This window comes from Pseudoxanthomonas sp. UC19_8, assembly GCF_042700505.1.
GTDB classification, from domain to species: Bacteria; Pseudomonadota; Gammaproteobacteria; order Xanthomonadales; family Xanthomonadaceae; genus Pseudoxanthomonas_A; species Pseudoxanthomonas_A winnipegensis.
In genome coordinates, this window is the sequence record NZ_CP170559.1 from 774,752 (window position 1) to 787,479 (window position 12,728).

General features: G+C 69.8%; 12 protein-coding genes. 6 read left to right on the top strand and 6 right to left on the bottom strand.

The genetic code is table 11. From position 1 onward, the window contains the following. Positions 1 to 54: 54 nt before the first annotated feature. Positions 55 to 1,641 carry a M20/M25/M40 family metallo-hydrolase gene (locus ACFJIT_RS03260; RefSeq protein ID WP_379655702.1) on the top strand — a complete coding sequence of 529 codons (1,587 nt, stop codon included), beginning with the start codon at positions 55 to 57 and terminating at the stop codon, positions 1,639 to 1,641. Positions 1,642 to 1,735: 94 nt separating this feature from the next. On the opposite strand, the gene ACFJIT_RS03265 is transcribed toward ACFJIT_RS03260, so the two are convergent. From ACFJIT_RS03265 to ACFJIT_RS03290, 6 genes are all read right to left on the bottom strand, one after another. Next, on the bottom strand, positions 1,736 to 2,377 hold the full coding sequence (locus ACFJIT_RS03265; RefSeq protein ID WP_379655027.1) for a LysE family translocator: 642 nt from the start codon (positions 2,375 to 2,377) through the stop codon (positions 1,736 to 1,738). Between the two features lie 76 nt (positions 2,378 to 2,453). After that, on the bottom strand, positions 2,454 to 3,266 hold the full coding sequence (locus ACFJIT_RS03270; protein WP_379655028.1) for a helix-turn-helix domain-containing protein: 813 nt from the start codon (positions 3,264 to 3,266) through the stop codon (positions 2,454 to 2,456). Positions 3,267 to 3,273: 7 nt separating this feature from the next. Continuing rightward, positions 3,274 to 3,570: a hypothetical protein gene (locus tag ACFJIT_RS03275; RefSeq protein ID WP_379655029.1), complete on the bottom strand. Its 297-nt coding sequence runs from the start codon at positions 3,568 to 3,570 to the stop codon at positions 3,274 to 3,276. A 263-nt stretch (positions 3,571 to 3,833) separates the two neighbouring features. Then, positions 3,834 to 5,612, bottom strand: a complete 1,779-nt coding sequence (locus ACFJIT_RS03280) for a Mur ligase family protein (RefSeq protein ID WP_379655030.1) — start codon at positions 5,610 to 5,612, stop codon at positions 3,834 to 3,836. An 8-nt stretch (positions 5,613 to 5,620) separates the two neighbouring features. Further along, positions 5,621 to 8,392: a cyanophycin synthetase gene (gene cphA, locus ACFJIT_RS03285; RefSeq protein ID WP_379655031.1), complete on the bottom strand. Its 2,772-nt coding sequence runs from the start codon at positions 8,390 to 8,392 to the stop codon at positions 5,621 to 5,623. Beyond that, positions 8,389 to 9,231, bottom strand: coding sequence for a cyanophycinase (locus ACFJIT_RS03290; RefSeq protein ID WP_130535534.1), 843 nt, complete (start codon positions 9,229 to 9,231; stop codon positions 8,389 to 8,391). Before ACFJIT_RS03290 ends, cphA begins: the two co-directional genes overlap by 4 nt. Positions 9,232 to 9,477: 246 nt before the next feature. Between ACFJIT_RS03290 and ACFJIT_RS03295 the strand changes: the two genes are divergently transcribed. From ACFJIT_RS03295 to ACFJIT_RS03315, 5 genes are all read left to right on the top strand, one after another. After that, on the top strand, positions 9,478 to 9,750 hold the full coding sequence (locus ACFJIT_RS03295; RefSeq protein WP_130528559.1) for a DUF1778 domain-containing protein: 273 nt from the start codon (positions 9,478 to 9,480) through the stop codon (positions 9,748 to 9,750). 3 nt (positions 9,751 to 9,753) lie between these two features. Continuing rightward, positions 9,754 to 10,236 (top strand): GNAT family N-acetyltransferase, encoded by a 483-nt coding sequence (locus tag ACFJIT_RS03300; RefSeq protein WP_379655032.1) that lies wholly within the window; start codon positions 9,754 to 9,756, stop codon positions 10,234 to 10,236. A 233-nt stretch (positions 10,237 to 10,469) separates the two neighbouring features. Next, entirely contained in the window at positions 10,470 to 11,000 is a 531-nt protein-coding gene (locus ACFJIT_RS03305; RefSeq protein ID WP_379655033.1) for a hypothetical protein, read from the top strand. 312 nt (positions 11,001 to 11,312) lie between these two features. Beyond that, the gene (locus ACFJIT_RS03310; RefSeq protein ID WP_379655034.1) at positions 11,313 to 11,918 is read left to right on the top strand and encodes an ankyrin repeat domain-containing protein; all 606 of its coding nucleotides are present in this window, start codon (positions 11,313 to 11,315) and stop codon (positions 11,916 to 11,918) included. 227 nt (positions 11,919 to 12,145) lie between these two features. Next, entirely contained in the window at positions 12,146 to 12,622 is a 477-nt protein-coding gene (locus tag ACFJIT_RS03315) for a RadC family protein (protein WP_379655035.1), read from the top strand. Positions 12,623 to 12,728: the final 106 nt, after the last annotated feature.

Consider the following 12,728-nt stretch of genomic DNA (forward strand, 5'->3'; position numbering starts at 1 on the left):
AGGTTGCACGACACAACCTTCAACAACGCAGATGGGGAAGCAGGCATGAGGCGGATGAAATGGGCGGCGCTGGTCGCGGGGCTGGGGATGGCCTTCGCGACCCAGGCCGAGGAAACGGTGGACCTGGCGATGGTCGGCAAGATCCGGCAGGAAGCCTTCCATCGCTCGCAGGTGGCCGACACGCTGCAGTACCTGACCGAGCAGATCGGTCCGCGCCTGACCAATTCGCCGGCCATGGGCCGCGCCAATGCCTGGACCCGGGAGAAATTCACCGAGTGGGGCCTGAGCAACGTCCACGACGAGGCCTTCGACGACTTCGGCCGCGGCTGGGAGTTCAGCAGCGCCAGCCTGGAGCTGCTCAGCCCGCGCGCCGCACCGCTGCACGCCGTGCCCAAGGCCTGGACGCCGGCGACCAACGGCACGGTCGAGGGCGAGGCCATCGCGCTCAACCTCAAGACCAAGGCCGACCTGGACAAGTACAAGGGCAAGCTGCGCGGCAAGATCGTGCTGCTCAGCGAGGCGCGTCCGTACAAGCCCAACACCGAGGCCGCCTCCAAGCGCTATGACGAGGCCGGCCTGCACGAGCTGCTGGACTTCGCCATCCCCGCGCCCACCGACAAGGCCGCGCGCGACAAGCGCCTGAAGGAATACCGCGAGCGCACCGAGCTGGCCAAGGCCACCAACCAGTTCCTGATCGACGAAGGCGCGCTGGCCGCGCTGAGCATCTCCGGCTGGGACGACGGCATCCTGCGCGTGGGCGGCGGCGGTTCGCGCAAGGCCGGCGAGCCGGTCGGCGTGCCCGAACTGGTGGTCGCCGCCGAGCACTACAACCCGCTGATGCGCGCGCTGGAGCGCAAGGACACCGTGCGCCTGCGCGTGCGCTCCGATGCGCGCTTCACCAGCCAGGGCAACGACCCGGGCTACAACACCATCGCCGAGCTCAAGGGCAGCGGCAAGGCCGACGAGGTGGTGATGCTGGGCGCGCACATGGACTCCTGGCACGCCGGCACCGGCGCCTCGGACAACGGCGCCGGCGTGGCGGTGATGATGGAGGCCATGCGCATCCTCAAGGCGGTCGGCGCCAAACCCAAGCGCACCATCCGCGTGGCGCTGTGGAGCGGCGAGGAGCAGGGCCTGATCGGCTCGACCGACTACGTCTCGCGCCATTTCGCCCGCTATCCCGAGCCGACCGACCCGGCGCAGAAGGAACTGCCGTCCTCGCTGCGCACGCCGACCGGCCCGCTGCAGAAGACCAAGGACTGGGGCAAGCTGTCGGCCTACTTCAACCTGGACAACGGCTCAGGCCGCATCCGCGGCATCTACGCGCAGGAAAACCAGGCGGTGATGCCGATCTTCAAGGCCTGGCTGGCGCCGTTCGAGGACATCGGCGCGAGCATCGTCACCAGCCGCAACACCGGCAGCACCGACCACATCCCGTTCGACCGCGTGGGCCTGCCGGGCTTCCAGTTCGTGCAGGACCGGCTGGACTACGGCACCCAGGTCCACCACAGCGATCTGGACACCTACGACCACGCCGTTCCCGCCGACCTGCAGCAGGCCGCCGCGATCATCGCCACCTTCGCCTACCAGGCGGCGATGCGCGACGCGCCGCTGCCGCGCAAGGACGTGATCGAGGAGTAAGACGGCCGCGCGTCGCGTCCTGGCGACGCGGCGCGCAGTCCGCTGGACCGGGCCGACGCGCGCCATGCTTGGGCATGGACGCGCCGGTCGGGATTCAGCGCACGACGAGCATGACGATGACCCCGAGCGCGAACAGGATCAGCACCGCGCCGGAGACCCGCTCCAGCCACGGCAGCGCCCGCGCGAAGCGGCGCAGCACCGCCGCATTGCCGATGCACATGGCCACCAGCAGGTCCCACAGCAGGACCACGCTGAACATCCACACGCCGTAAAACAGCTTCCAGCCTGCGCTGGTCTGCGCCCCGGTCAGCATCGCCGCCAGGCTGGCGTAGAACCGGGCGTTCTTCGGATTGAGGATGCCGGACAGAAAGCCCATGCCCATCGCGCGCAGCCAGGACGCCGCGCCGGCCGCCGCGCTGCGCGGCGCCTGGACGCCGTCCATCACCTGCAGGTCGCTTCTGCCGGCATGGACAAGGAACAGCCAGCCCAGATACAGCAGATACAGACAGCCGATCAGCTGAAGGCCGACGAACAGCGCGCTGCCCGGGCGCAAGGCCGACAGGCCGGCGAAGGCGATTAGGATGAAGACGCCGTTGGCCACGGCGATTCCTACGCAGGCGCCGCTGGCCAGCCGCCAGCCGGCGCGCAGCGAGGTGCGCGCGACCAGGAAGAAGTCGGGGCCGGGCGAGAGCAGCGCCAGGAAGTGGGCCGCGGCGATGATCAGGAACTGCTGCATGCGGACATCGGTGCTCGAAGGACATCCGAGTCTGTGCATGCCGACGGCGCGCGTCTTGAACGAAATTGCGCCGGGATCAGTCCCGGTAGCGGCCCGGCGTGGTGCCGGTATGGGCCTTGAAGATCCGTTGGAAATGGCTCTGATCGGCAAAGCCGAGATCGGCGGCGACGTCGGCCAACGCGTCGCCTGCCTGCAGGCGCGTGCGCGCCTGGTTGATCGCCTGGTTCAACTGCCAGGCATGCGGGGTGAGGCCGGTCGCGGCGCGGAACAGGCGGATCATCTGGTAGCGGCTCAGGCCCGCCATGTCCGCCAGCTCCTGCAGCGAGCGTATCTCGGCGCCCGCCTGGTGCAACGCGTCCAGCACCGGCCGCAGCCGCTGGCGGCTCGCGCCGGCTTCCCGCGGCGGGAAGACGCGTTGTGCCGGCAGGCGGCAGAAGCGTGCGACGAAGGCGAGGAGGGCGGCCTCCTTCTCCTGGATCGAGGCTGCGGAAAACAGCAGCGCGTTGAGCCGGCAGAAGGCCTGGTAGTGCGCAGGCTCAGCGCTCACCCGGATCGGCGCGCGCTCCAGTGCCTGCGCCTGCGGCCGCTGCGCCTGCAGCACGCGCTGCAGCCAGCGCGCATCCAGATGCAGCATCTGGTAGCTCCAGGCGCTGCCCGGCGCAGGATTGCAGGCATGCACGCGCGCAGGCGGGACCAGCACCAGCGAGCCCGGCTGCAGCACGACCGGCCCCTCGGCCGCGCCGGTAAAGACGCTGGTGCCCTCATCGACCGCGCCGATGGAAAAGGTCGGATGGCTATGCGGCCGGTAACAGGCGCGGCTCTGCCACGCACGCCTGCTCTCGACATGCGGCATCGCCGGATCGCGCCAGAACTGCGGGGCAGGGTTCATGAGGGCATCAGGATGGCATGCCGGTGGCCGTGCGGGGGCGATGACGGTTAGCCAGATATGGGGTTTGGTTGGCTGCTTTTTTGGCGCTGGTTCGCTCGTTCGTGCAGGAGCGTGGCAGCGAGAGCATTTGCGACAGCAGCGACAGCAGCGACAGCAGCGGCAACGGCAACGGCAACGGCAACGGCAACGGCAACGGCAACGGCAACGGCAACGGAGCAACCCCTCCCCAGCCCTCCCCTTGGCCTGCGGCCAAAGGGAGGGAGCAGAAGCACAGCCCGTCATTCCTAAGATCGACGATCGGCACTGCTGCTCGCGAATCAAGCGGACAGCAACACTGCCCAGTAGTCCTTGCCGATCGCATGATCGGCCCCCTCCCTTTCGCGAAGCGAAGGGGAGGGCTGGGGATGGGTGCTCTTCGCGCCATGCTCGGCTGGCGCAACCTACTTCCGGCCTCAACTTGCTATGCACGGCAATGGGCAAAGCCGCAGCTTCACACTCTGCTGCTCGATCAATCGATCAATCAGCGAGACCGGCGAGTCCGAGATGCGCAGTTGCTGGACCGTCCTTCTACCCGACTCGATCCAGCGCCTGCTCTGGCACCGGCGCCCCCGCCCGCCACCCCGAAGCGGCCATCTCATCCAGCAGCGCCACCACTTGCGCGCGATTGGCCAGCTCGTGCACAGGCAGCACCAGCAAGTCGCCTTCACTGGCCCAGGCGAGCAGGCTGCGCGCGGCCTGCACCTCATCTGCCCGCAGCTGCACGCGTTGCGGATCCAGGCCATCGGCCAGCAGCTGCGCATGCATCAGCGCCGGTACCGAATCGGCATCACGACCGCGGGCATAACCCGGCAGCTCCTTGAGAATCACCCGCTCCGGCGCGTATGCCGCCGCGACATGCGCGACCGCGCGCAGATCCTCGTCCTGGCGATTGCCGGCGTGGCCCAGCAGCAGCCCCAGCCGGCCGTCGCGTCGCGAAGCGTCGAGCGCATCGAGCAAGCTGCGCAGGCCCTCAGGATTGTGCGCATAGTCCACGACCACGCGCGTGCTGCCGAACATCCACTGCTGCAGCCTCCCGGGATTGTCGTCCGGGTCCTGCCCGAAGCAGGCAAGCACCCGCGCAATGGTCCCCGGCGCGATACCCAGCAGGGCGCCGGCCAGAGCGCCCGCCGCCAGGTTGCCCAGGTTGTAGCGCGCGCGATCGCCCAGGCTCAGCGGCATCGCGGCGGTGGGGCCGAGGTCGTGTTCGATGCCCGCCAGCGCCAGCCACAGATGCGCCTCGCGCACGCCGCAGGTCGGCTTGCCGAGCGCGCGATGCAGCCGCAGCAGCGGCTGGTCGAAATCCAGCGCGAACCACGCCAGCGGACACGACAGCGCGGTGGACTGCGTGCGCAGGAACGCATCGTCCGCATTGAGTACCAGGTGCGCGCCCACGCCCACCGCGCGGGCCACGCTGAGCTTGACCTGCGCCAGCATGTGCAGGTCATGCACGCCGAACTCGCCGAAGTGGTCGTGCGCCACGTTGGTCACCACCGCCACATCGGCCTGTTCGATCGCCAAGCCGTGGCGCAGCAGGCCGCCGCGCGCGGTCTCCAGCACGGCGGCGCGGGCCTGCCCCTGGCGCAGCGCCTCGCGCGCGCCGGCCGGCCCGGAGAAGTCGCCGCTGTCCAGCGCCTGGCCCTGGAAGAACACGCCGTCGGTGCAGCTGTACGCGGTGTCCCCGACATGCGCCTGGCATAGCGCGGCCAGCAGGCGCGTGGTGGTGGTCTTGCCGTTGGAGCCGGTCACCAGCGCGCCCGGGATGCGATGCAGGCGCGGCCAGGGCACGTGTGCCGGGTCGGGCAGTTCGTCGACGAACCAGCTGCGCGCGCCGCTGCCGCTGCCCAGCGTCAGCTCGTCCTCGTCCAGCAGGAAGGGCAGGGCACGGGCGCGCGCCTTGCGCTGCAGCGCGAGCAGGGTCGGCCGTGCCTCGGCCGCGGCGCTGGCCTGCAGCGTGCGCGTGGCCAGCGCGATGTCCCAGGTGGCCGCATCGCCGGGCGCGTGCAGCGGCTCGGCCGGACTGTTGCTGGCGATCCACCAAGCCCAGATGTTGAGCGCGGTGGCGGTGTGCAGCTGATCCAGCGGCGCGGAGAAGGCGAGGGTGGCGCCGCTGGCATGGCGATGCCGATAGCGCGCGCCGGCCGGCCAGCCCAGCAGCGCCACGGCCTCGCGCACCAGCGCGTCCCAGCGCCGCAGCGCGTCCAGGTCGAACGCCTGCCCGGCCGCGCTTTCCAGCGCCGTGCCGGTGTCGGCGAAGTAGACATTGGGACCGGTCAACCGACGCGCGTGTCGATAGGGCAGGGCCTGCATGGCGCGGCTCAGTCGGTCTCGCGGCGGAACACCAGGCCCCGCGCGTCCTGCACCACGCCTTCGGGCAGTGCGTCGGGCGTCTCCTCGTCGTCCTGCGCGTGCGTGCTCCGCAGCACGGGCGAAGGCGCGGCGCTGCCCTCGGCGCGGAACTTGGTGATCTGTTTCCAGGTGCGGCTGAGCTGGTCGGCGAAGATCAGCACCAGGTCGTCCGGCCGGCCCATGCGCAGCGCGGCGTCCACCGCCTGCTGTTCGTCGGGAATCAGTTCGATGGCCTCCGCGTCCACGCCCGCCGCGCGCAAGGCGCGGGCCAGGCGCTGCGGCACCTCGTCCTCGCCGCGTCCGCGCAGCGCGTCGTCGCGGCGCAGGATGTAGTGGTCGAACTGCCCGGCCACCGCGCGGGCGACCGCGTCGATGTCGGTGTCGCGGCGATCGCCCGGCGCGCTCAGCACCACGATGCGCCGGCCGTCCACGTCCATGCGCCGCGCCAGGTCGGTCATGGTCGCCGCGGCGTGCGCGTTGTGCGCGTAGTCCATCAGCACCTTGAAGGGATGTTCCTCGAACAGGTTGAGCCTTCCTGGCGACTGGAAGAAGGTGGTGTCGAAGGTGCGCAGGCCCTGGCGGATCGCCTCGAGCCTGAGCCCCAGCGCGAAGGCCATCGCCGCGGCGAACATCGCGTTGGACACGTTGTGCGTGGCGCGGCCCTCCAGCGTGGCCGGGATCAGATGCGTCCACAGCAGCGGCAGATGCGCGCCCTTGTCGTAGAGCGTGATCATCTGGCCGTTGACGCCGTCCTCCAGCGCGCAGGCGCGGCCGCCGGCGCGGATATGCGCACGCACCAGCCCATGGGAAGGGTTGGCGGTGACGTAGCAGACGTTGCGCGCCTGCGTGTAGGCGGACATGCGCAGCACCAGCGGGTCGTCGGCGTTGAGCACCGCGCAGTCGCGCGCCACCTCCACCACGATGCGCTTGACCCGCGCCAGCTGCGCCAGCGTGTCCACGCCACGCGCGCCAAGATGGTCGGCGGCGACGTTGAGCACCGCGCCCACGTCCACCTCCGGCACGCCCAGCCCGGCGCGCAGCAGGCCGCCGCGTGCGGTCTCAAGCAGGGCGATGTCGATCTGCGGATCGCCCAGCACCATGCGCGCGGCGAGCGGGCCGGTCATGTCGCCCTCGACGGTGCGCTGGCCGTCGATGTACACCCCGTCGGTGCTGGTCATGCCCGGCACGTGGCCGGCCATCTTGGCGATGTGCGCCAGCATGCGCACGGTGGTGGTCTTGCCGTTGGTGCCGGTCAGCGCGGCGATCGGCACGCGCGATGGCGTGCCGGGCGGGAACAGCATGTCCAGCACCGGCCCGGCCGCATCGCGCGGGCGGCCCTCGCTGGGCGCCACGTGCATGCGCAGGCCGGGCGCGGCGTTGACCTCGCAGATCGCCCCGCCCACCTCGCGATGGCTGCGCGCGATGTCCGGGCTGATGAAGTCCACGCCGGCCACGTCCAGGCCGATCGCGCGCACCGCGCGCACGGCCATGTCGCGGTTGTCGGGGTGGATCAGGTCGGTGACGTCAGTGGCGGTGCCGCCGGTGGACAGATTGGCCGTGGCGCGCAGGTACACCACCTCGCCGGCCGCCGGCACGCTGAAGTGGCCGTAGCCGACGCGTTCGAGCATGGCGTCGGCCTGCTCGTCCAGCTCCAGCTGGGTCAGCACCTTCTCGTGGCCGATGCCGCGGCGCGGATCGGCGTTGACCCGATCGACCAGCTCGGCGATGTCGGCCACGCCATCGCCGACCACATGCCCGGGCGTGCGCCGGGTGGCGGCGACCAGCGCGCCGTCCACCACCAGCAGGCGGTGGTCGTCGCCGGCGATGTAGGTCTCCACGATCACCGAGCGCGCGTGTTCCCGCGCGGCCTCGAAGCCGGCGGCGATCTCCTCCGGCGTGGACAGGTCGATACTGATGCCGCGGCCGTGGTTGCCGTTGTAAGGCTTGGTGACCACCGGGCCGCCCAGCGCGCGCGCGGCGCGCACCGCGCCTTCCAGCGTGGTGACCAGACGCTGCTGCGGCACCGGCAGCCCCAGTCCGGCCAGCAGGTGATTGGTGGCCTCCTTGTCGCTGGCCAGCTCGACCGCCAGATGCGGCGTGCGCCCGGTCAGCGTGGCCTGGATGCGCTGCTGATAGCGGCCGTGGCCGAACTGGATCAGCGAATGGGTGTCCAGCCTCAGCCACGGGATCCCGCGCGCCTGCGCCGCGGCGACCAGCGCGGCGGTGGACGGGCCCAGTGCGCGCCGCTGGGCATAGAGGATGTAGTCGACCTTGGCTGCGTCCCAGCTCCAGCCATCGTCCGGTGCCGTGTCGCCGCGCAGGGGCGCGGGCAGCAGCGAGGTGAGCAGGCGCAGGGCCAGTTCGCCGGCGGCCAGGCCTTCCTCGCGCTGGGTGTAGGCGTAGACCACCCGGTCCAGGCCCGGCGGCGCGTCCTCGCCGAGCAGGGTGGCGCCGAAGCGCACGTCCTCGCCGGCCATGGCCTGCACCGCCAGCGCCATGTGCTGCAGGACCTCGCTCAGCGGCAGGCCATCGCCCGCGCGTAGGTGCTGGGCGAAGTCGCCGTGCGTGGCCAGGCCGGGCAGGGCGGCCAGCAGCGCCTCGGCGAAGTCCGGCCCCAGCCGGCCGCTGGGCCAGTCGCGCAGATCGCCCGGGTCCAGGTCCAGCCGGATCACCGGCTCGTGCGCGTAGATCGAGGGGCCCAGATAGACCGCGCGTTCGACGATGCGCAGGGACCGGCTCATGCCGGCTCCCGCGCCAGCGTGCCGGGCGAGGCCGTGCGCGTGGCCAGGTTGTAGGTGGCCCCGGCCAGCAGCAGATGCATCTTCAGGCCGAGCATGCACACCGGGTCGCGCTCGCTGGCCTCGGCCATGGACGAGAACTCCAGCTCGCCCGCATCGACCACCGTGACCGCGCCGGAGCCTTCCACTTCCAGCGTGTTGTCCGGGCCGATGAAGGCGGCGGTGTCCTCGTCCAGGCCGATGCCGATGGCGAAGGGGTTGTAGGCCAGCGCCGCCAGCAGCCGGCCCAGCCGGTCGCGCTGGCGGAAGTGCTGGTCGATCACGAAGCGGTTGGTCAGCCCCAGGCCGGGCGCCAGGCGCACCGAATCGGCCTGCGGCGCCGCGCCTTCGCGGCCGAAGGCGATCATGTGCTCGGACAGGATCGCCGCCCCGGCGCTGGTGCCGCCGACCGGGATCCCGGCCGCGTTGCGCGCGCGGATCAGCTGCGCGGCCGGCGTGCCGCCCAGCAGCGTGGACAGCCGCAGCTGGTTGCCGCCGGTGAAGAAGATCGCGCTGGCCTGCTCGATCCGCGCCAGCCGCGCACGGTCCTGGCCGTCGCGGCGGGTGCCGAAGTCCAGCACCTCCACCTGGCGCGCACCGAGTTCGTCGAACAGCTGTTCGTAGCGCGGCCCGGCCTCGCGCGACTGGCTGGCCGTGGGGATCACCGCGATCCGTGCCGCCTTGCCCCCGGCCAGCGCCACGAAGCGGCGCAGGATGCGCGCATCGCGCCCCTTGTCCTCGGCCCCGCCGATCGGCACCAGCCAGCCCCGCGCCGCGCCTTCGGCCACCTTGCTCGGACACATGACGCCGCCGCTCCTCGCCCGTTCAAACAGGCCGGGCAACGTAGCACGCGCGGTGTGGGCGGGCTGTCCGCGGGGTGACCGGCGGCCGCGGCGTCGAGCGCGTGGCCGTTCGCCTGGGTGGGCAGCCGGGCCGGGACGTTCGATATAGGACTAAGGCCCGGTTATGGCCACGGATGCGCCCTGAACTGCGATCCACGCGCAGACCGGTCGTACGGTATACTTCCGTACAAGTACAGGAGCCCTGTCATGAGCGTCTCACCCGCCCGTCTGGATCTGCGTCTCGCAACGCACGACAAGGAACGCATCGCCCGCGCCGCCGCGCTGCGCGGCATGCCGGTGTCATCCTTCGTGCGCGACGCCGTGCTGCGCGAGGCCGATGCCGCCATCGCGGCCGACGCGGTCGTGACCCTGTCCAGGACCGAATCGCGCCACTTCCTGGAGGCGCTCGATGCACCGCTGCGCCCCAACGCACGCCTGAAGAAGGCGATGGACGCCGCGGCGCGCGTGGCCAAGCGCTGATCCGTGGCGCTGGCTTTCGCCGTCCTGGACGGCAAGCGGCACGACCGCGACGGCTTCAGCTGCGGCGTGGCGGCGCTGGATGACTACCTGCGCCAGCGCGCGGGGCAGCACCAGCGCGATGGCATCGCCACCACCCATGTCCTGATCGACGATGCCGCCCCCGCGCGGTTGCTCGGCTACTGCGCGCTGTCGGCCGCGCAGCTGCATCTGACCGAACTGAAGCCGGCCGATCGCGAGCGTCTGCCCGCCTATCCGGTGCCGGCGATCCGCCTGTGCCGGCTGGCGGTGGCGCAGGCCGAGCAGGGGCGTGGCCACGGCCAGCTGCTACTCGGCCATGCGGTCAATCTCGCCCTGTCGGTGCGCTCCACGCTGGGCGTGCGCGTGATGGTCGTCGACGCCAAGGACGCGCGCGCCGCGGCGTTCTACGAGGGCTTCGGCTTTCGCCGCACGGCCTCGGCGGCCATGACGCTCTACCTGCCGCTGTGACCCGCGGCCCGCAGCCCGCGTCCAGCCGGTACAATCGCTCCCCGCGCATGGCCCCGTAGCTCAGCTGGATAGAGCGTCCCCCTCCTAAGGGTCTTGTTCTTAGTGCGTTCAGGCTTGGACCGCAGGAAATAAGCGCTTTTCGGCCAGTTTTTAGGGGTTTCCCGGTAGGGCGAATACACCGGAAAACACCCCGAAACATCACCCGCTTGTCCCAGATTTGTCCCAGGATTCTCATGGCAACGGAAACCCTTGAAAAACTGCGCGAAATCTTCCCTGGGCGGTATGCGTTGAGGGCTGATGAGGTCGCGCTGGTGTTGAAGGGACGCGACACGCGCGGTGTTGTCCAGCGTGTCAGGGAAGGAATGAAGACCGGTCGCTATCCGGGTGCCCGCAAGATCGACGGACACTGGCAACTGCCCTTGGACGCGTTAGGCGAAATCGTTGATCCAAAGCCGGTCGCTACGCCGGTGGTGCCATCCACAAGCACCACCGCCGCGCCGTCAAAAACGGGACGGCGGAGATCGGCTATCGGACCGCGCCTGACCTTCATTCGGGAAGCCGTGTTTTGGTCGCAGGTGTTTCGCGGTTTGGGTTTCGGCGATGAAGCGCGTGAACTCGACGAGCAAGCCCAGACCATGCGCGACGAAGGCAATCAGGCCCGCGCCCTGGAACGGGCGCGGGAGCGTCGGGCGCGCCTGATGGGCTTGCCCCACCTTGGCGAGCGCATGATTCCTGATGCGCCGTCGAAGGGTGGCGGGCTTTGATTTTCAACGGCTTGCGCTGGTCCAGCCATAGCCTGTCGATTCCATAACCGGGCGGTGGCTGATACGTCCACCGCAGGAGGTAGGCTGCGCTACACTTCGCTTCGCGGTGGGCCAGGAGGCCAGCCGGCAGCGACGGTTTCACCCAATATATCGAGTGGCACGCGCCGCAGCCTGTGTATCGGCTGGACGAGGTGAAAAGGTAGCGGAGAGGCATATCACGCTCTGCCGTTTCAGGAGATGGCCAGTCTCCGGGTTGTGTTTCATCCCCGGAACGACTGTGTTTTCAACCCATCTCAACTACTGGAGCGTGCCATGCCCAAATCAAAACTCCGCAAGCCGCGCAACGACTTCAACGCTCTGTTCGCAGCGGCGCTCATCGCCGCCATCACCGGCGATTTGAAACCGCTGCGAGCCTGTCTGTTGTCAGGCGTCAACCCGGATAGCCCGGAGCGCGGCAACTTCATGCGCTCACTGTTGTTCTGGCATGATCTGCCGGACAGTGTTGCCAAGGTGCTGCTTGACGCGAAAGCAGACGCGAGTGCACGGGACACTGCGGGATTTACCCCACTCCATAATGCCAATGTGGGCGTTGCGAGGCTGCTGCTGTTGCGCGGCGCTGATATTGAAGCCAGGGAGGCCGCGTATGGCGGAACGCCTTTGCTGGTTCACGCGGCAATGGGGCGCGCCGATATGGTCGAGTTCTTGCTTGATCGTGGCGCGAATGTGGACGCAAAGACGGACGATGGTGACACTGCTTACGACGTTGCCATTGCGGCAGGCTACGTTGCTGTCTGTAATGTGTTGAAGAGGCATGACGCAGCCCGGCGTCGGGGTGGCCTTACCGCCGTTGCGGCAAGCAGTCTGGCCGGCAATAGGCGCACGCCAGCGGCAAGCAGCGAGGAGCAACGGCGAATGTAGTCCGTAGTGCTTGGCAATCGGCGCGCGTGTCTTGTGCTGTGCTCACGCGTGGGCGCAGTAGTCCCCGGCAGCACCATGCCTCCTAGCAGTGGGCCAGTAGACGCCGCGCTGCGTCCGGCGCAAGCGTTCGCTGCTCCACGGTGTTGCGCCCCTGCGGGTGCGCCGGGCGCTGGCCGCTCGGCGTCGGGGTGGCCCACGGCGGCATGGTGCTGCCGGGGAGAACACCAATGCGTCAACGCGAAGCACAAGACACCCGCGCCGAGTACCGGGCCAACGACGACACGATCCTTGCGCAGGCCGAAGCGATCCTGCGCCGCCGGCTGGAACGGCTTGGAGCCATCACCGACCCCATGCAGGCCGCTGACTTCCTCCGCATGCGTCTGGGCGGGCTGGAACACGAGGAGTTCCATGTCGTGTTCCTCGACGCGCGTCACCGGATCATTGCGGTGGAGCCGCTGGCCCGCGGTACCGTGGACGGTGCCGAAGTCCACCCGCGCGAAATCGTCAAGGCCGCGCTGGCACACAACGCTGCCGCCCTGATCCTCTGCCACAACCACCCGTCCGGGAACCCGGAACCGTCCGCAGCCGACCGGGCGTTGACTGCCCGCTTGAAGCAGTCGCTGGCGCTGGTGGACGTCCGGGTGCTGGACCACATCGTGGTCGCCGAAACCTGCGTCAGCCTTGCCGCGCGGGGGTGGGTCTAGCCCACCCCTTCGGCAGCCTGGTAGTCGCAGCCCCTGCGACGGCCCCCTGCCAACCTCCCGTTCCGGGTGGTGGCAGGGGTGCCTGTCGGCCTTGCCGGTGGGAACA

What these genes read in the sequence shown, in the direction of transcription:
- ACFJIT_RS03260 (WP_379655702.1), top strand. Translation starts at nt 55, where the DNA reads ATGAAATGGGCGGCGCTGGTCGCGGGGCTGGGGATGGCCTTCGCGACC.
- ACFJIT_RS03265 (WP_379655027.1), bottom strand. Translation starts at nt 2,377, where the DNA reads ATGCAGCAGTTCCTGATCATCGCCGCGGCCCACTTCCTGGCGCTGCTC.
- ACFJIT_RS03270 (WP_379655028.1), bottom strand. Translation starts at nt 3,266, where the DNA reads ATGAACCCTGCCCCGCAGTTCTGGCGCGATCCGGCGATGCCGCATGTC.
- ACFJIT_RS03280 (WP_379655030.1), bottom strand. Translation starts at nt 5,612, where the DNA reads ATGCAGGCCCTGCCCTATCGACACGCGCGTCGGTTGACCGGTCCCAAT.
- cphA (WP_379655031.1), bottom strand. Translation starts at nt 8,392, where the DNA reads ATGAGCCGGTCCCTGCGCATCGTCGAACGCGCGGTCTATCTGGGCCCC.
- ACFJIT_RS03290 (WP_130535534.1), bottom strand. Translation starts at nt 9,231, where the DNA reads ATGTGTCCGAGCAAGGTGGCCGAAGGCGCGGCGCGGGGCTGGCTGGTG.
- ACFJIT_RS03295 (WP_130528559.1), top strand. Translation starts at nt 9,478, where the DNA reads ATGAGCGTCTCACCCGCCCGTCTGGATCTGCGTCTCGCAACGCACGAC.
- ACFJIT_RS03305 (WP_379655033.1), top strand. Translation starts at nt 10,470, where the DNA reads ATGGCAACGGAAACCCTTGAAAAACTGCGCGAAATCTTCCCTGGGCGG.
- ACFJIT_RS03310 (WP_379655034.1), top strand. Translation starts at nt 11,313, where the DNA reads ATGCCCAAATCAAAACTCCGCAAGCCGCGCAACGACTTCAACGCTCTG.
- ACFJIT_RS03315 (WP_379655035.1), top strand. Translation starts at nt 12,146, where the DNA reads ATGCGTCAACGCGAAGCACAAGACACCCGCGCCGAGTACCGGGCCAAC.